15 protein-coding genes are annotated in these 16,230 nt (G+C 71.7%); 6 read left to right on the forward strand and 9 right to left on the reverse strand.

Annotation, left to right across the window (positions count from 1 at the left end; genetic code table 11):
* Window positions 1-132: 132 nt before the first annotated feature.
* The gene (locus tag SPRI_RS33930; protein WP_086025679.1) at window positions 133-669 is read right to left on the reverse strand and encodes a Dps family protein; all 537 of its coding nucleotides are present in this window, start codon (window positions 667-669) and stop codon (window positions 133-135) included.
* A 284-nt stretch (window positions 670-953) separates the two neighbouring features.
* On the opposite strand from SPRI_RS33930, the gene SPRI_RS33935 reads away from it, so the two are divergent.
* Window positions 954-1,574 (forward strand): L-threonylcarbamoyladenylate synthase, encoded by a 621-nt coding sequence (locus tag SPRI_RS33935; RefSeq protein WP_005321163.1) that lies wholly within the window; start codon window positions 954-956, stop codon window positions 1,572-1,574.
* 94 nt (window positions 1,575-1,668) lie between these two features.
* Here the strand turns inward: SPRI_RS33935 and SPRI_RS33940 are convergent, their stop codons facing one another.
* A complete protein-coding gene (locus tag SPRI_RS33940; protein ID WP_005321165.1) occupies window positions 1,669-2,364 on the reverse strand; it encodes an alpha/beta fold hydrolase in 696 nt (231 codons plus the stop codon).
* A 201-nt stretch (window positions 2,365-2,565) separates the two neighbouring features.
* Here SPRI_RS33940 and SPRI_RS33945 point away from each other — a divergent pair, with 201 nt between their 5' ends.
* Window positions 2,566-3,546 (forward strand): helix-turn-helix transcriptional regulator, encoded by a 981-nt coding sequence (locus SPRI_RS33945; protein ID WP_053557637.1) that lies wholly within the window; start codon window positions 2,566-2,568, stop codon window positions 3,544-3,546.
* Window positions 3,547-3,839: 293 nt separating this feature from the next.
* On the forward strand, window positions 3,840-4,787 hold the full coding sequence (locus SPRI_RS33950; protein ID WP_037775488.1) for a hypothetical protein: 948 nt from the start codon (window positions 3,840-3,842) through the stop codon (window positions 4,785-4,787).
* A gap of 129 nt (window positions 4,788-4,916) precedes the next feature.
* On the opposite strand, the gene SPRI_RS33955 is transcribed toward SPRI_RS33950, so the two are convergent.
* Window positions 4,917-5,843 (reverse strand): NAD(P)-dependent oxidoreductase, encoded by a 927-nt coding sequence (locus SPRI_RS33955; protein ID WP_106428494.1) that lies wholly within the window; start codon window positions 5,841-5,843, stop codon window positions 4,917-4,919.
* Window positions 5,844-6,515: 672 nt separating this feature from the next.
* On the opposite strand from SPRI_RS33955, the gene SPRI_RS33960 reads away from it, so the two are divergent.
* Window positions 6,516-7,037, forward strand: coding sequence for a transglycosylase SLT domain-containing protein (locus SPRI_RS33960; RefSeq protein ID WP_005321169.1), 522 nt, complete (start codon window positions 6,516-6,518; stop codon window positions 7,035-7,037).
* Window positions 7,038-7,253: 216 nt separating this feature from the next.
* Here SPRI_RS33960 and SPRI_RS33965 read toward each other — a convergent pair whose 3' ends face one another.
* From SPRI_RS33965 to ctaD, 6 genes are all read right to left on the reverse strand, one after another.
* Complete coding sequence (locus SPRI_RS33965) at window positions 7,254-7,736, reverse strand: nucleoside deaminase (protein WP_053557638.1); 483 nt, start codon at window positions 7,734-7,736, stop codon at window positions 7,254-7,256.
* A gap of 57 nt (window positions 7,737-7,793) precedes the next feature.
* Window positions 7,794-8,843, reverse strand: a complete 1,050-nt coding sequence (locus tag SPRI_RS33970; protein ID WP_005321171.1) for an MASE1 domain-containing protein — start codon at window positions 8,841-8,843, stop codon at window positions 7,794-7,796.
* Between the two features lie 103 nt (window positions 8,844-8,946).
* Window positions 8,947-9,771, reverse strand: a complete 825-nt coding sequence (locus SPRI_RS33975) for a PP2C family protein-serine/threonine phosphatase (RefSeq protein WP_005321172.1) — start codon at window positions 9,769-9,771, stop codon at window positions 8,947-8,949.
* A gap of 139 nt (window positions 9,772-9,910) precedes the next feature.
* Window positions 9,911-10,792 (reverse strand): oxygenase MpaB family protein, encoded by an 882-nt coding sequence (locus SPRI_RS33980; protein WP_005321173.1) that lies wholly within the window; start codon window positions 10,790-10,792, stop codon window positions 9,911-9,913.
* A gap of 54 nt (window positions 10,793-10,846) precedes the next feature.
* Entirely contained in the window at window positions 10,847-11,209 is a 363-nt protein-coding gene (locus SPRI_RS33985; protein ID WP_005321174.1) for a hypothetical protein, read from the reverse strand.
* Window positions 11,206-12,936 (reverse strand): aa3-type cytochrome oxidase subunit I, encoded by a 1,731-nt coding sequence (gene ctaD / locus SPRI_RS33990; RefSeq protein ID WP_005321176.1) that lies wholly within the window; start codon window positions 12,934-12,936, stop codon window positions 11,206-11,208. Before ctaD ends, SPRI_RS33985 begins: the two co-directional genes overlap by 4 nt.
* Window positions 12,937-13,244: 308 nt before the next feature.
* Here ctaD and SPRI_RS33995 point away from each other — a divergent pair, with 308 nt between their 5' ends.
* Window positions 13,245-15,731, forward strand: coding sequence for a molybdopterin oxidoreductase family protein (locus tag SPRI_RS33995; protein WP_005321177.1), 2,487 nt, complete (start codon window positions 13,245-13,247; stop codon window positions 15,729-15,731).
* Entirely contained in the window at window positions 15,728-16,219 is a 492-nt protein-coding gene (locus SPRI_RS34000; protein WP_005321179.1) for a hypothetical protein, read from the forward strand. The genes SPRI_RS33995 and SPRI_RS34000 overlap by 4 nt, the downstream gene beginning before the upstream one ends.
* The last annotated feature ends 11 nt before the right edge of the window (window positions 16,220-16,230 follow it).

The raw sequence follows: 16,230 nt of genomic DNA on the forward strand, positions 1-16,230 counted from the left end.
CACGGCCGGATGCGGCACGCAGCCGCACAGCAGGTCCGCCTCCGGGATCCGCGCCGGCTCCTGAGCGGAGCGCGCCGACCGCGAAGGCGGACCGGTCCTTGCGGCCGCGCCACGCCGGGACGCGGCCGGCCGTCAGGGGCGTCCCCGCGCCTCCTCGGCGGCTTGCTGGGCGGCCTTCCGTTCGGTGTGGGCGTCGGCGGTGCTCAACCGCCCGCCGCCGCTCTCGAGGTGGGCGCGGACGAACCACTGGAACAGCTCCAGCCCGCGCAGCTGCTCGATGAGCATGTCCTGTGTGACCGGGTCGGATTCGTCGGTCGCCTTCATCGCGGCGCGGTGCTCCTCGATGATCGACGTGTACACCATGTCGAGGGCACCGAGGTGTGCGATGGACTCCGCCCGGCCGATCGAGTAGTCGTCCCACGAACGTTCCGCAACGAGCGCGCCGGGCGTGCCCTTCGGCTCGCCGCCGAGCGTGGAGATGCGCTCCGCGAGGTCGTCGATCATCTCCCGGACCTGGTCGACCTGGGGGTCGATCATCTCGTGCACGGCGATGAAATGGGGTCCCACCACGTTCCAGTGGATGTGCTTGAGGGTGAGGGCCAGGTCGTTGAGTGCGTGCAGACGCGTCTGCAGCATCTTGATGATCGCTGCGCCGTCCTTCGTCGACATGCCCGGCACGGTGTAGTCGGGGGTTTCGGATGTCACGATCGCTCCTTGCTCTGCGGTTCCTCCCGCCAGGCAATCACCGGCGGCACGGTCGCGCCCGGCCAGAACGGGACGGCGCTGCTCCGAACAGGGGACACGCGGCCCGGTCCGCCGCGGGTGACGTCCCCGCCGGGGCGCGGGGAGCCGCGCCCGGAGAGGGGCGCGTCGCGGAGCCCCGGCTTCCGGTCGGTGCCGCCGACGGGGGCAGAAGGCGGAGCGGCCGTGCTCGACGGCCTAGACTCGGCGAAATGGCGAAGTATTTCGACGTGCACCCCGAGAATCCTCAGCGGCGCACCATCAGCACTGTGGCCGACAGCATCCGGTCGGGGGCGCTGGTCGCGTACCCGACGGACTCCTGCTTCGCACTCGGGTGCAGGCTGGGCAGTCGTGACGGCATCGGCCGGATCCGGTCGATCCGGAATCTGGACGACCGCCACCACTTCACCCTCGTGTGCCAGAACTTCGCGCAGCTGGGGCAGTTCGTGCAGGTCGACAACGACGTGTTCCGCGCGATCAAGGCGGCGACGCCCGGCAGTTACACCTTCATCCTCCCGGCGACGAAGGAGGTGCCCCGCCAACTGCTGCATCCCAAGAAGAAGACGGTGGGCGTACGCATCCCCGACCATGTCGTCGCCCAGGCCCTGGTCGCCGAGCTCGGGGAGCCGCTGCTCTCCAGCACCCTGCTGATGCCCGACGAGGACGAGCCGATGACCCAGGGCTGGGAGATCAAGGAACGGCTCGACCATGTCGTGGACGCGGTGGTCGACTCCGGCGACTGCGGGACCGAACCCACCACGGTCATCGACTTCTCCGGAGCCGAGCCGGAGATCGTACGCCGGGGCGCCGGCGACCCCTCCCGCTTCGAGTAGCGGGCCCCGGGCGGCCGGGCACGCCCCGGGGTTCCGGACGGACGTGGACCGAGCCGGCACCCCCGGAGCTTTGCCTGTGGCCGGCACTCGCCCGTCAGGTCGTGTCGGAAGCCGCCGCAGCCGCAGCCAGGATCCGGGCAAGCTCCGTCGGCCTGGTGATCATGGGCCAGTGGCCCGAGTCGATGTCGGCGAAGTCGACGTGCTCGGCCCGGGCGAGTTCCGGGACGTCGCCGGCCTCGATCCACTCCTGCGCCTGCGCGGGCGTGAACTCCGGACATACGACCAGGACCGGGACGTCGAACCGCCGTTCGTCCGTCAGCCGCACCACGCCCTTGACGACGTCCGCGGGCGCGGGGATCGCGCCGGCCGCCAGTTGCCGCCTGGCCTCGTCGTCGAGGTCGGCGGCGTCCGGCCCTTCGAAGGAGCCCCAGCCCGGGAAGGGCATGACGCCGTCCCGCACTTCGAAGAAGTCGGCGTACGGCTGACCGTCGGCGGACGGGAAGCCGCCGACGAGGGCGACCTTGGCCGGCCGCTCCGGCCGCCGGTCGGCGGCCAGCCAGGCCAGCGTGGCGGCGGCGGAATGCCCCACCACCATGGGCCTGCCGGGCGCCGCGTCCACCGCGGCGAGCACCGCCGCGAGCTGGTCGTCGAGCGTGGCGGACACGGCGCCGTCCCCCTGACCCGGAAGCGTGAGCGGCACGGGGCGATGGCCTGCCGCCTCCAGCTCGGACGCCACGCGACCCCACACCGATCCCTGCAGCCACAGGCCGCCGATGAGCAGGATGTCCATGCTTGCTTCCCCTCTCTCTGCTTCGCGGATGTCACCGTAGGCGGAGATCCGGACGATCCACTGCCGGTATCCCGGGAGGGCTGAGCGCGGTCGTGCGATCCGGTGACGCCCCCCGATCCGCACCGGACCCGGGCAGGCCATGGGGCGAGGCGCCCGGACCCCTCGGCCGTGGTGCTCGGCCCACCGGATTAGCCTGCTTGCGTGCCGAACGATCTCAGCCCCACCGCGCGAGCGCTGCGCGCCCTGGAGATCCTCCGGACGCGCCCCGGTACGACGGCCGACGAACTCGCCGAGCGGCTCGGCGTCACGGAGCGCGCCGCGCGGCGGTACGTCGGGATCCTCCGCGAGGCCGGCATCCCGGTGGAGTCGGCCCGTGGGCCGCACGGCGGGTACCGGCTGGGCCGAGGGACGAGGCTGCCACCTGTGCATTTCACGCAGTCCGAGGCGCTCGGTCTGGTGATGGCGGTGCTCAGCGGCCAGCCGGCCGCGGCCGACACCGACGACCTGGTCGGCACCGCGCTGGGCAAGGTCGTCAAGGCGCTGCCGGAGAGCGTCGGCCAACAGGCGGCGACGCTGCGGAGGTACGCGGCGGCCGCACCGGACCCGTACTCGGCCCGCCCGGACCCGGCCGTCACCAGCGATCTCGTCGACGCCGTCGCGGCCCGGCGCCGCGTGCTGGTCACGTACCGCAGCGCGGCAGGCGACGAGTGGGAGACGGAAGTGGATCCCTGGTCCATCGTCGTCCGCTACGGGCGCTGGTACCTGCTGTGCCACTCGCATCGTTCGGACGCGGTCCGCACCTACCGGGTCGACCGGGTCCGCACGGTCCGGCAGACCGGGCACGGGTTCGAGCCGCCCAAGGGCCTCGATCCGGTGGCGGTGCTGGAGGAGAACCTCGGCCTCGGATGGGAGTTCGCCACCCGCGTGGTGTTCGACGCCCCGCCGGCCGAGGTGGTCCCCTGGATCCGGCCGCCCATGGGACGCCTCGAGCCCTTGGGCGACGGGTGCGTGCTGGTCGGCAGCACCCGCAACCCGGACATGTACGCGCAGGAATGGCTGGCGAGGATCCCGTTGCCCTTCCGCGTCGAGGGCGGGGCGGAACTGCGTGCCGCGGTCGCGGCGCTCGTGGCGCGCTTCGCCGCCGCGGTGGCGGACCTGCCCCCACCGACGTGCGGGCCGTGACGCGGGAAACGCCCGTTTCGGCGGCGACTTGGGTGACATGCGCGACCGGGCGGCCCGCACGGACGCGTTCGACGAGCGGTCTGCCGCCGGCCTGTCCGCGCCGCTCCCGGTCGGCCTGCTGGTCGGCCCGCTCCGGGATCACCGCCTGTGCGAGGATGCCGGGCATGCTCGGTTACGTGGTGAGCTTTCTGTTGGGTCTGGGGGTGGGCGGGCTCTACCCGATGTTGCGTCGACGCAGGCCATCCACAGGAACGCATTCTGCCGGGGAAATACCCGCGGCGGTACAGGAGTCGGTGACCGCCTTCGGGGAGGAAGTGGCCGCCTCGGAGTTCGATGCCAGCAGCTCCGACGCCACCCCGGCCGTCCTGAAGGAGTACCGGGCGATGCTGGAGGCGTACGGCCGGGCCAGTGCGGCGCGTACGGAAACCGACGCACTGGCGGCCCTGCGCGACGGCCGCGCCGCCATGATCCGTCTCGACGCCCGGCGTCATGGTCGCCCGGTCCCGATCGACGCCCTCCCGCCGGCTGCCGCCGGCCCCAGCCGATCGCGAGCGCTCACCGGCACCGGTGAACGCCATGTGTCGACCGGTTCCGGCGACGGGGCGATCGAGGTGCTCATCGATCGCCCCGAGCCCGGCCGCCCCGCCCTGCTGGAGGCCGATGTCACCGGCGAGGGCAGCTTCCGGCTTCAGACCATGACGCGCACCGAGGATGTGACCCACACCGGCCGCACTCTGATGTCGAGCATCGGTGAATATCACGGCCGTCGGTACCTGCCCGCGGACGCCACCCATCTGCGCATCACCACCACCGGCTGGGGCGACGACATCCACTGGTCAACTCGCCTCCTCCCGCTGTCGGCCGCGACCACGCTCACCTCCGAACACCGCGGCCACGGTGACGAAGTACTCCGCCACAACGGCGGCCCGGCGCTGCTCACCGTCCAGTTCCGGACCGACACCGACACCGACTGGAGCGTCCGTTACCTGTGCGAGTGCCTGCGTACCTGGGAAGCCTGCGACTGCCGTCCCCCCGCATGGCCCAAGGGTGCCCCCGGCATCCCGCACGGCTGGCTCAGCGACCTCGTGACCGGCGCAGGAGACGGGCGCTCCACACTGCGTCTGCCCCGTCCCGGCTTCGTGACCGTGCATGAAGGCTCCGGCAGCGGCTCCTGGTACCTGACCCCACAGCCGGTGGACATTCCGCCGCCCCCGCCCAAGCGGCAGGGACGGCGCCGCTGACTCCGCACGGTCAGTGTCCGAGCCGGAGCTGGGGCGTGTACGGATACCGCTCTCGACCGCGGCCTCACCTTGTAGTCTTCGGACCTCGCCACCCGGCCATGGGCTTGGTCGACCGAACAAGCCCTGCTTCTAGTACGCGGTGATGACCGCGGCCATGTCGGAAGCCGTGTGCCCCCGCGTGGAAGCCGCTGCGAAGCGGGCACGCACGGCGTCCGTCAGGGTGCTGTCGGTGCCCGAGCCGGCCATGGCGGCCCGGACGAGATCGAGGTCCTTGAGGAGGTTGCCGATCTCGAAGGACGGCGTGTAGTCCTCGGCGATCATGGCTGAGCCCTTGAGCCGGACATAGGGGGCGTCGAGTGCGGATCCGGCGACCGCGTCGAGGAACTGCTGAGGGTCCAGGCCCAGTTGCCGTGTCAGGGACAGTGACTGCGCCACACCGGCGACCACGGTGGCCACCCAGGCGTTGACGGCCAGTTTGAGCCTGCTGGCGTCGCCGAGGGTGTCGCTCACCCACTGGGTGCGGCCGCCGATCGCCCGCAGCACCGGCTCGACGTGGGGGCGCAGTTCCCGCGCACCCGAGGCCAGCACGGTCAACTGCCCGTTCTCGGCGGGGGCCTTGGTGCCGAGCACCGGCGCGTCGAGCATACGGATCCCGCCGCGCGAGGCCAGCGCGGCGAGTTCCTGCGCGCCCGTGACCCCGACCGTGCTCGTCTGCAGCCACACCGCGTCGGCGGGGAAGCCGTCGAGGGCGTCGGAGACGACAGAGGCGACGGACTCCGCGTCGAAGAGCATCGTGATCACCACGTCGGCGCCGGCCACCGCCTCGGCCGGTGCGGCCGCCGCCCGCGCGCCCTCCTCGGCCAGGGCCAGGGCCTTGCCCGCGCTGCGGTTCCACACGGTCACGTCGAGTCCCGCACGCAGCAGGCTGCGCGCCATGCCGCTGCCCATGATTCCGGTGCCCAGGACGGTGACGGCTGCACTCACGATGAAGCGGCTCCTGTTCGAAGGGTGACCGTGGCGACCGGCCCGCCCCTGCCCGGCGGCGGCAGGCGCCATGACGGACGCGCGCGTACAGGGGTCACGCTAGCGCCGCAGGACGCCGTTACGTGCTCGCCGACGCGGTAGGTCCCGCCGGTTCGTCAGGACGCGGTCCGGGCCGTCGGTCCCGCCGGTTCGTCCTGACGCCGCCTGGGCGCGCCCGGTCCCGCCGGTTCGTCCCGGCGCGGCCTGAGGGCCACCGGTCCGGCCGGTCGGTCACGGCAGGAGAACACGGGCCCGCTCGCTCCGCTGACGCCGCGCACGGAGCGTGAAGTCTGCCCGCTCAGGGTGATTCCGGCACCCCGGGAGACCCCCTCCGCTGTGATGCCGCGCATAGGGGCCAGATCACTTCCTAAGGGCGGTAGTGGACACGGCGTACCCGATGCGCCGGAACACGGACCCGAAAGCGACCTTCCGGTCATTTCTCTTAAGTGGGGTAGTAGGTCACATTCTTGCGCCCTGCCACAACCGCCCCTAACCATGGCTGACGTCCCGGGAACCACGTGAGCCGGACAGGGCGTTCCCGCCCGTCCGACCGTGCCGGGGCCACATGCGGAGAGTCTCTCCGCCCCGTCGGACCGCACGTCGGCCGGCCGCCCTGATGTCCAGCGTTTGGAGAGTCCCATCCGTATCACCGCCTTCACCCGCACCAGCCGTACCGTCCGTCTCCGCAAGCTCTCGATCACCGGCATGGCCACCGCCGGCGCCGCCGCCGTGGCGCTCACCATGGCCCCCTCGCCCGCCAGCGCGGCCCCGGCCGCCGCGGACGCGTCGAAGGTCGCGGTCTCTGTGGCGGCCGACGCGCCGACGGTGAAGACGGTGAAGGACGCGAAGGACGCGAAGGACTCGGCCAAGGCCAAGAAGGCCAAGAAGGCCAAGAAGAAGGTCTACGCCGACAACCTCGACGGCTGGATCAAGGAGGCTCTGGACATCATGAAGTCCGAGGGCATCCCGGGCAGCTACGAGGGTCTGCACCGCAACATCATGCGTGAGTCCAGCGGTAACCCGAACGCCCAGAACAACTGGGACGTCAACGCCCAGAACGGCACGCCGTCCAAGGGGCTGCTGCAGGTCATCCAGCCGACCTTCGAGGCCTACCACGTCGACGGCACCCCGCACGACCTGACCGACCCGGTCGCCAACATCACCGCGGCCGCGAACTACGCCGCCGACAAGTACGGCTCCATCGACAACGTCGACTCCGCCTACTGATCCGCGCCACGACGCGGACACCCGCACCGACCCGGTGCCGGCGCACCGTCACCGGGTCCGACGCCGCGGCCGGCGCGAAAGCGCCGGCCGCGGCGTCGCTCGTCCCTGGCCGCGTCTTCCCGCACGAACGCGGCACCCGCGCCCGTCGGCCCCGACCGGCGCCGCGCAAGGCGCACCACCCCGGCAGCCGCCACGGGTGGTGCGCCTCGGCGTTTTTCAGCGTCCCGCGCGGAACCGCCGGTGCAGATCGTGCACCTGCTCGGCGAGCTCCGGCACCGGACCCCGCACCTCGAGGCCGGGCACGATCTCCCGGACGGGCAGGGTCCGCACGGGCGGGGCGGGCACCCCCAGCTCGGCGAGCCACTCGCCGAGCTGCCGCGACGAGACGATGTACACGATGCGGCCGAGTCCCACCCAGCCGTGGGCGGCCGCGCACATCGGGCAGTGCTCGCCCGAGGTGAAGACCGTCGCCGCCCGCCGCTCCTGTGCCGTCATGTGCTCGGCCGCCCATCGGGCGAGTGCGAACTCGGGATGCTGCGTCTGGTCGGCCAGCGACGTCTCCCGGTTGCGGTCCTCCGCGCGGACCCTGCCGTCACCGTCGACCAGCACCGAACCGAACGGCTCGTCACCGGCCTCCACCGCTTCGGCCGCCAGTTCCACGCAGCGCCTCAGGTGCCGCAGCTCGGACTCCTCGGTCATCGCAACCCCCATGGTGCGCTCCTCTTCCGCCCGCACCCGCGGGCCCGTGCGGTGACGTTACCCCGGAGCCCTGTCCGGGCGGCCCGGTCCCTGCCGGCCGGGCCGGCCCCGGTCCCCGGCGCGCTGGCCGTCGTCGAGCGGCGTCCACAGATGGGCCGCGTCTCCCGGAGCGAGCTGCTCCACCACCTCCGCGAGTGCCGCGCAGGCGTCCTCGATCCTGCGGCGTACGGCGATCTGTTCGGTGACGATCGACGCCAGCAGCAGGCCGGTCAGCGCCGCGCACCCGTTCAGCGCCTGGAGCACCACCATGACCTCCAGCATGCTGCGGTCGGTGAACGGACCCGTTCCCTCGGTCGCCGCCGAGATCGCCAGCACCGAGATCAGCACCGCGCACGGCACCGAACCGGCCAGCTGGAACCGCAGCGCCGCCCAGATCAGCATCGGGAAGACCAAGAACAGCAGGGAGACGCTCACCCGGGTGGCCAGCAGCGTCACGGCGACCGAGACCAGGGCCAGGGCCGCCGCCTCCGTCCACCACCACGCCCGGATGTCGCGCGGCAGGTGCGCCCGGCGCAGTACCAGCAGCAGCGGTGTGATCACCAGGACGCCCATCGCGTCCCCCGCCCACCACGCGGACCAGACCGGCCAGAACTCGCCGAGCGGCAGCGAACCGCTCAGCACCAAGGTGCACGCGCCGAACGTCGCGCTGACGAGCATGCCGCCCAGCGCGCCCAGGAACACCAGCGCCAGCCCGTCCCGCAGCCGGTCGAGGCCGGGGTGGAAACCGACCCGCCGCAGCATCAGGTACGCGGCCAGCGGGGCGAGCGTGTTTCCGGCGAGGATGCCCAGCGTGGCCGGGCCCACGGTGTCGATCGTGGCGATGGTCAGCAGCGCGCCGAGCGCGATGCCGGGCCAGACCCGGGCGCCCATCCACAGCAGGCAGGCCAGCGCGATCCCCGTGGGCGGCCACAGGGGCGTGACCACCGCCCCCTCCACGACCACCTGCTGGAGCAGGCCGATCCGGCCGCCTGCCCAGTAGGCGGCGGCGACGGCGAGCACACGCAGCACTGCTGCGGCCGGACCCCGGATCTTCACGCTGCGGACCACGCAACTCATCACACAGGAGCGTCGCCGCCGCGTCCTCGTGACACGCGCTGCCGGGGCCGTCGAACTTGCCAGGAGCCGCTGCGGGCGCGGGGCCGCCGGCGCTCTACGCGGGCTCGTGGAGGAGGACCAGCACGGCGGCGTCGTCCGTGTGATCGGTGAGCGCCGCCGTACCCATCACCTGTGTCGCCAGCTCTTCCACGTCCGTTTTCTCCCGCACGGCGGAGCGGACCAGCTCTGCCACCGCGTCCAGTCCGGCCTCGATCGGATACGTGGGGCCTTCGACGACGCCGTCGGTGAGCAGCACGAACGCGCTGCCCTCCGACAGCAGCCGGTCCGCCACCGGATACACCTCGCCGGGCAGGATGCCCAGCGGCACTCCCGCCTCGTCCGCCACGATCCCGCCCTCGCCGCCGGCCGTCGCCCACACGGCCGGCACATGACCCGCGCGGGCGCTCTGCAGGACGCCGGTGGCCGGCTCGTAGCGCAGGAAGCTGCATGTCGCGAAGAGGCCGTGGTCGACGGAGAGCAGCAGTTCGTTGGCGCGCCGCAGCACTTCGCCGGGGTCGGTGGTGGCCGTGGCGACGGCACGCAGCCCCATGCGGACCTGCCCCATGAAGGCGGCGGCCTCCACATCGTGGCCCTGCACGTCGCCTATGGAGAAACCGAGGGAGCCGTCCGGCAGGAAGAAGCCGTCGAACCAGTCGCCGCCGATGTCGAGACCGTTCCTGGCGGGCGTGTACCGGGCCGCGACCCGCAGCCCCGGCGCCGTGGGAAGTTCTGCCGGCAGCATCGACCGCTGGAGCGCCTCGGCGAGTTCGACCCGGGCCTTCTGCCGTTCCGCGCCTTCCCGCGCGCGGTCGGTGAGGCGGCCGAGCATGGTCAGCATCTCGTCCGCGGTCGCCGATCGCACGGGACGACGCCGGGTCATGGACCGCTCCGAACTGCCTTGGAAGGTCGACCGGCCCGGTCTCGTGCGGCGCACAGGGCTTCGGCCGGCTGGGCCGTACAGCCCGCGTTCATTGTATTTCCGCGGACCAGGACCCGCTCGGGGTGCGGCCCGGGGCGGGTCAGGACGGCTCGGGCGGCGGGGGAGGCGATGCCATGGCCCACCGGATCGCGCCCGTGAGGAGGGTGCCGCTCGGGCTCACACAGCAGCGTTCGAGCGTCGGCGCGTACGGCAGCCCGAGCGGCTTCCGCGCCCACGGCGGCAGCAGCGCGACGGCGTTCGCGGCCAGGACCGCGTACGGGACCCGGGCGGGCAGGGGCAGCGGAGGACGGAGAAGTATGAAGCGGGCCGCCTCCAGGGCCTCCCGCGAGGGGCGCAGCTCGGGGCGGTAGGCGGCGATCCGCTCGGCCAGTGCGGTCCGGTCGCGCGGGGGGTCGAGCACTCCCAGGGCGGCGGCGACCCGTGCCGCGTCGGCGAGGTACCCGTCGCAGCCCGCGCCGTCGAGCGGACGGGCGCCGAAACGCTGATGGGCGCGCAGGAAGCTGTCGACCTCGGCGACATGCACCCAGCCGAGCAGATGCGGGTCCGCGGCACGGTACGGCTCGCCGGCGGGGGTCCGGCCCGTGACGCTCTCGTGGATGGCCCGTACGGTGTCCACCGCTTCCTGGGCGTCGTCGGCGGTGCCGTACGTCGTCACGGCCAGGAACGTGCTGGTGCGCTGCAGGCGCCCCCACGGATCGCCCCGGAATCCGGAGTGGGCCGCGACGGCCGCCATCGCCAGCGGATGGAGCGACTGGAGCAGCAGGGCGCTGAGCCCGCCGATGAACATCGAGGCGTCGCCGTGGACGGTACGGATGGGCCGGTCGGGCCCGAACCAGCGGGGCCCGGGGGTGTCATGGATACGGGCACGCGTCTGCGCCGCCGCGGGGCCTGCGACCCGGGCGAAGATGCTGCTGCCGAGTTGCCGCCGCAGACCGCGGATCCGGGGCGGTGCACTGCTCACGCCACCAGTATCCCGCCGGGTGGTGGGGCGGGATCCCGGCGTGCGGCGCCTTCGTCAGCGGTGGAGGGCCAGCAGGCCGGCGAAGGCGCACAGGACCGCCGAGACGAGGACCGCCACGACGCCCCCGCACAGCAGCCGGCGCCGTAGCTCCTCGTACCGCGCGGTGTATTCGAGCCGCAGCTCGTCGGCCCGGGACACCAGCCCCTCCAGCACGCGCCGTGACAGGGCGATGCGGTCCTGGGTGTAGACGCGGACGACCTCCTCGCGCTGCGCGCCGGTCAGCCACGGCATCCGGCCGGCGAAGGCCTCCGCCTCCTGCCGGGCCTCCTTCAGCCGGCTCTGCGCGAGCAGATAGCCCTCGAGCCTGGCGATCCCCGCGGCGACCTCCGGTTCGGTCTGCCGCACCGGGCCCCTCACCGGTTGTCCTTCCCCTCGCCGAGGGGCGGCGCGATCCCCTTCCCCGGTTCGACGACGTCCCGGCGACCGGTGTCCGACGCCTCGTCCAGAGTGGCGATCGCCGGGTGGTGCAGGTCGAACGCCGGCGATTCCGAGCGGATCCGGGGGAGCGTGGTGAAGTTGTGCCGCGGCGGCGGGCAGGAGGTCGCCCACTCGAGCGAACGGCCGTAGCCCCACGGGTCGTCGACCGTGAGCTGCCGACCGTACTTCGCCGTCTTCCAGACGTTGTACATGAACGGCAGCATCGACATGCCCAGCAGGAACGAGGCGATCGTCGACACCGTGTTCAGGGCGGTGAAGCCGTCGGCTGCGAGGTAGTCCGCGTACCGGCGGGGCATGCCCTCGGCCCCGAGCCAGTGCTGCACCAGGAACGTGCCGTGGAAGCCGGTGAACAGCGTCCAGAAGGTGATCTTGCCGAGCCGCTCGTCCAGCATCTTGCCCGTGAACTTCGGCCACCAGAAGTGGAATCCGGCGAACATCGCGAACACCACGGTGCCGAAGACGACGTAGTGGAAGTGCGCGACGACGAAGTACGAGTCGGAGACGTGGAAGTCCAGCGGCGGCGACGCGAGGATGACACCCGTCAGACCGCCGAACAGGAACGTCACGAGGAAGCCGATCGCCCACAGCATCGGTGTCTCGAACGACAACGACCCTCTCCACATCGTGCCGATCCAGTTGAAGAACTTCACACCGGTCGGCACGGCGATGAGGAACGTCATGAACGAGAAGAACGGCAACAGCACGCCGCCCGTGACGTACATGTGGTGGGCCCACACCGTCACGGACAGACCGGCGATCGCGATCGTCGCACCGATGAGACCGATGTAACCGAAGAGCGGCTTGCGCGAGAAGACCGGCAGGATCTCGGTCACGATGCCGAAGAACGGCAGGGCGATGATGTACACCTCGGGATGGCCGAAGAACCAGAAGAGGTGCTGCCACAGCAACGCGCCGCCGTTGGTCGCGTCGAAGATGTGGGCGCCGAACTTGCGGTCCGCCTCCAGGGCGAACAGCGCGGCCGCCAGGACCGGGAAGGCGAGCAGGACCAGCACACCGGTCAGCAGCACGTTCCAGGTGAAGATCGGCATCCGGAACATCGTCATGCCGGGAGCGCGCATGCAGATGATCGTGGTGATGAAGTTGACCGAGCCGAGGATCGTGCCGAAGCCGGAGAACGCCAGCCCCATCACCCACATGTCGCCGCCCACGCCGGGGGAGTGGATGGCGTCCGAGAGCGGGGCGTAGGCGAACCAGCCGAAGTCGGCCGCACCCTGCGGGGTGAGGAAGCCGGCCACCGCGATCAGCGAGCCGAAGAGGTACAGCCAGTACGCGAACATGTTCAGACGAGGGAAGGCCACGTCCGGCGCGCCGATCTGCAGCGGCATGATCCAGTTCGCGAAACCGGCGAACAGCGGCGTCGCGAACATCAGCAGCATCACGGTGCCGTGCATCGTGAACGCCTGGTTGAACTGCTCGTTCGACATGATCTGCGTGCCCGGCCGGGCAAGCTCGGCGCGCATGAAGAGCGCCATCACCCCGCCGATGAGGAAGAACATGAACGAGGTGACGAGGTAGAGCGTGCCGATCGTCTTGTGGTCGGTGGTGGTCAGCCACTTCACGACGATGTTGCCGGGCTGCCTTCGGTGTACGGGCAGCTCGTCCTCATAGGCGTCTTCCGACTGCACATCGAGGCGAGAACCTGACTCAGATGCCACACGAACTCCCGTACGTTCGGGTGCCGTCTGCCCTGGCTCCGGGCGCGGTTGCGCCCACAGGCGGCGACCCCAAGGACATATACCGGTGCAATGTATATGTGTGGGGCCCAAGGGGCTATTTACGACATCCGCTGTTCGGGTGACGGCCCGTCGGGTCCCCGCGCCCGGGCAGCCACCGACGCCCGCACGCGTGCACGGGGCGTTACGGCCTGCCGATCCCGGGTACTTCTGTGCGGTCGGTACGACCCGTACCGCCTCGAACGACGAGGGAGGTCGACATGGAAGAGTCGGTGGACCGGATCGCCGAGCCCTGGGGCGGTCGAACCCCGTACCCGCGGCACGGCGCGTGGCCGACCCGCGTCGACACCCACCTCGCCCGGGGCGTCGCGGAGCACGAGGTGCAGCGGTGGGTGCAGTCGGCCTCGATCCTGCACTCGGACGGGGACGCGATGGACATCGCCGTCAAGGACGGCCGCATGGTCGGTGTGCGGGGCAGGGCGGTCGACCGGGTCAACCGGGGCCGGCTGGGGCCCAAGGACCTCTTCGCCTGGCAGGCGAACGCCTCGCCCGACCGGCTGACGAGGCCGCTGATCCGCCAGGACGGACGGCTGGTGGAGACCGACTGGCCGACCGCGATGGACCGGGTCGTCGCCCGCTCCCGCGAGCTCCTCGACGAACGCGGCCCCGGCTCCATCGGCTTCTACACCTCGGGCCAGTTGTTCCTGGAGGAGTACTACACCCTCGCGGTCCTGGCCCGGGCCGGCATCCGGACGAACCACCTCGACGGCAACACCCGACTGTGCACCTCCACCGCCGCGGAGGCTCTCAAGGAGTCCTTCGGCTGCGACGGACAGCCGGGCAGCTACGACGACATCGACCACGCCGACGTGATCGCCCTGTTCGGCCACAACCTGGCAGAGACGCAGCCGGTGCAGTGGATGCGCGTGCTCGACCGGCTGGAGGGGGCCGATCCGCCGCGGCTGGTCTGCGTCGATCCGCGCCCCACCCAGGTGGCACGCCACGCCACGGTGCACCTCGCGCCGCGCGTCGGGACCAATGTGGCGCTCCTCAACGCGCTGCTGCACGAGACGATCCGTCACGACCGGGTGGACCACGCGTACATCGAGGCACACACGGTCGGCTTCGAGGAGCTCGCCGCGCGGGTGAAGGACTGCACCGCCGAGTGGGCGGCCGCCGTCTGCGACGTACCCGCCAGGCTGATCGTGGAGGCGGCGGAAGTGCTCGGCGGCGCCGACCGGCTGCTCTCCACGGTGCTTCAGGGCGTCTACCAGTCCCATCAGGCGACGGCGGCCGCCGTCCAGATCAACAACCTGCACCTGATCCGCGGGATGCTCGGACGGCCGGGCGCCGGGGTGCTGCAGATGAACGGGCAGCCCACCGCCCAGAACACCAGGGAGTGCGGCGCCAACGGCGACCTGCCGGGATTCCGGAACTGGGAGAACGACGAGCACGTGGCCGACCTGGCCGAGGTGTGGAACGTCGAACCGGCCACGATCCCGCACTACGCTCCGCCCACCCATGCCATGCAGATCTTCCGCTACGCCGAGCAGGGCTCCGTCCGGATGCTGTGGATCAGCGGCACCAACCCGGCCGTCTCACTGCCCGAGCTCGCACGGATCCGCTCGATCCTCTCCGGCGAAAGACTGTTCGTGGTGGTGCAGGACCTGTTCCTCACCGAGACCGCCCAACTGGCCGACGTCGTCCTGCCGGCGGCGACCTGGGGCGAGAAGACCGGCACCTTCACCAACGCGGACCGCACCGTCCACCTGTCCGACAAGGCCGTGGAGCCGCCCGGCGAGGCCAGGCCCGACCTGGACATCTTCCTCGACTACGCCGCCCGCATGGACTTCCGCGACAAGGACGGCGGCCCGCTGATCCCCTGGCACGATCCCGAGTCCGCGTTCGAGGCGTGGAAGCGCTGCAGCGCCGGCCGGCCCTGCGACTACACCGGTCTTTCGTACGGCCTGCTCCGCGGCGGCAGCGGAATCCAGTGGCCCTGCACCAAGGACGACCCCTCCGGCACGCCGCGTCTGTACACCGACGGGATCAGCTGGGCGCACCCCGACCGCTGCGAGGCCTACGGCAAGGACCTGGTGACCGGCGCCTCGACGAGCGTCGTCGAGTACCGCTCGCTCAACCCCGACGGAAAGGCCATGCTCAAGGCCGCCGAGTTCCTGCCGCTGCACGAGGCACCGAGCCAGGACTACCCGTTCCAGCTGACGACGGGGCGCACCGTCTACCACTTCCACACCCGCACGAAGACCGGACGCGCACCGCAGCTGAACGCGGCCGCGCCCGACGTGTGGGTGGAGATCTCCGAGGCCGACGCCGCCGCACGAGACCTCGCCGAGGGAGACCTCGTCGAGGTCGGCTCCCCGCGAGGCTCCCTGCGGGGGCGGCTGCGCGTGACCGGACTGCGGCGGGGAACGCTGTTCGTGCCCTTCCACTACGGCTACTGGGACACGCCCGCCGGCTCCGGCCCCAACGCCACCGTCCCGGGCCGGGCGGCCAACGAGACCACCATCACGGACTGGGACGCGGCCTCCAAGCAGCCGCTGTTCAAGACCGCCGCCGCGACGCTCACCCTCGTGGAGAAGGGCGGCGGGCAGCACTCTCCCGCCCCCACGACCACAGCCTCCCGGCCCGGCCGTGACGCCGGCGTCCCCGCGACGCAAGGCGGCCCCGACGCCCTCGCGCGGCAGACGACGGACGACCGGCCGGCGCGGGAAGGGGGCCGGCGGTGAACGGCATCACCCTCACCCTGCGCGTCCTCCACCACGGCGAGCGGCACCTGGCCGGGGAACTGCTCACCGTGGCGGACCGGCACAGCACGGAGCACGAGGTCCACCACGTCGCCAAGGACCTCGCGGGCTGGTCCCGGGAACACGTCGAACGGCTGACCGGAACCGCCCGCGCCTACGGGCTCGAGCTGGACGACGCCCCGGCGAAGCCCGCGCCCGGACTGCTGACGCTGGTGCGCGAGAAGGCGGCGCAGGCCGTCGGACACCGGCCGGAGCCCGGCCTGCTGCTCCTGCGCGACCTGCGCGATCTGCACCTGGACGCCGCGGAGAACTCCCTCCACTGGGAGATGCTCGCGCAGGTGGCCCAGGCGTCGAAGGACACCCGGCTGCTCGACCTCGCCTCTTCGTGCCACCCGCAGACGCTCCGACAGATGCGCTGGACCAACACCATGATCAAGAACATCTCTCCGCAACTGCTGACGAGCCTGTGATGCCGGAAGGA

Origin of the sequence: Streptomyces pristinaespiralis (assembly GCF_001278075.1) — a bacterium.
Taxonomy (GTDB): domain Bacteria; phylum Actinomycetota; class Actinomycetes; order Streptomycetales; family Streptomycetaceae; genus Streptomyces; species Streptomyces pristinaespiralis.

Bases quoted from the DNA above. Each gene is read 5' to 3' on its own strand.
- SPRI_RS33930 (WP_086025679.1), bottom strand. From the start codon at position 669: ATGTCGACGAAGGACGGCGCAGCGATCATCAAGATGCTGCAGACGCGT.
- SPRI_RS33955 (WP_106428494.1), bottom strand. From the start codon at position 5,843: ATGGCGCCTGCCGCCGCCGGGCAGGGGCGGGCCGGTCGCCACGGTCAC.
- SPRI_RS33940 (WP_005321165.1), bottom strand. From the start codon at position 2,364: ATGGACATCCTGCTCATCGGCGGCCTGTGGCTGCAGGGATCGGTGTGG.
- SPRI_RS33995 (WP_005321177.1), top strand. From the start codon at position 13,245: ATGGAAGAGTCGGTGGACCGGATCGCCGAGCCCTGGGGCGGTCGAACC.
- SPRI_RS33960 (WP_005321169.1), top strand. From the start codon at position 6,516: ATGGCCACCGCCGGCGCCGCCGCCGTGGCGCTCACCATGGCCCCCTCG.
- SPRI_RS33935 (WP_005321163.1), top strand. From the start codon at position 954: ATGGCGAAGTATTTCGACGTGCACCCCGAGAATCCTCAGCGGCGCACC.
- SPRI_RS33975 (WP_005321172.1), bottom strand. From the start codon at position 9,771: ATGACCCGGCGTCGTCCCGTGCGATCGGCGACCGCGGACGAGATGCTG.
- SPRI_RS33965 (WP_053557638.1), bottom strand. From the start codon at position 7,736: ATGACCGAGGAGTCCGAGCTGCGGCACCTGAGGCGCTGCGTGGAACTG.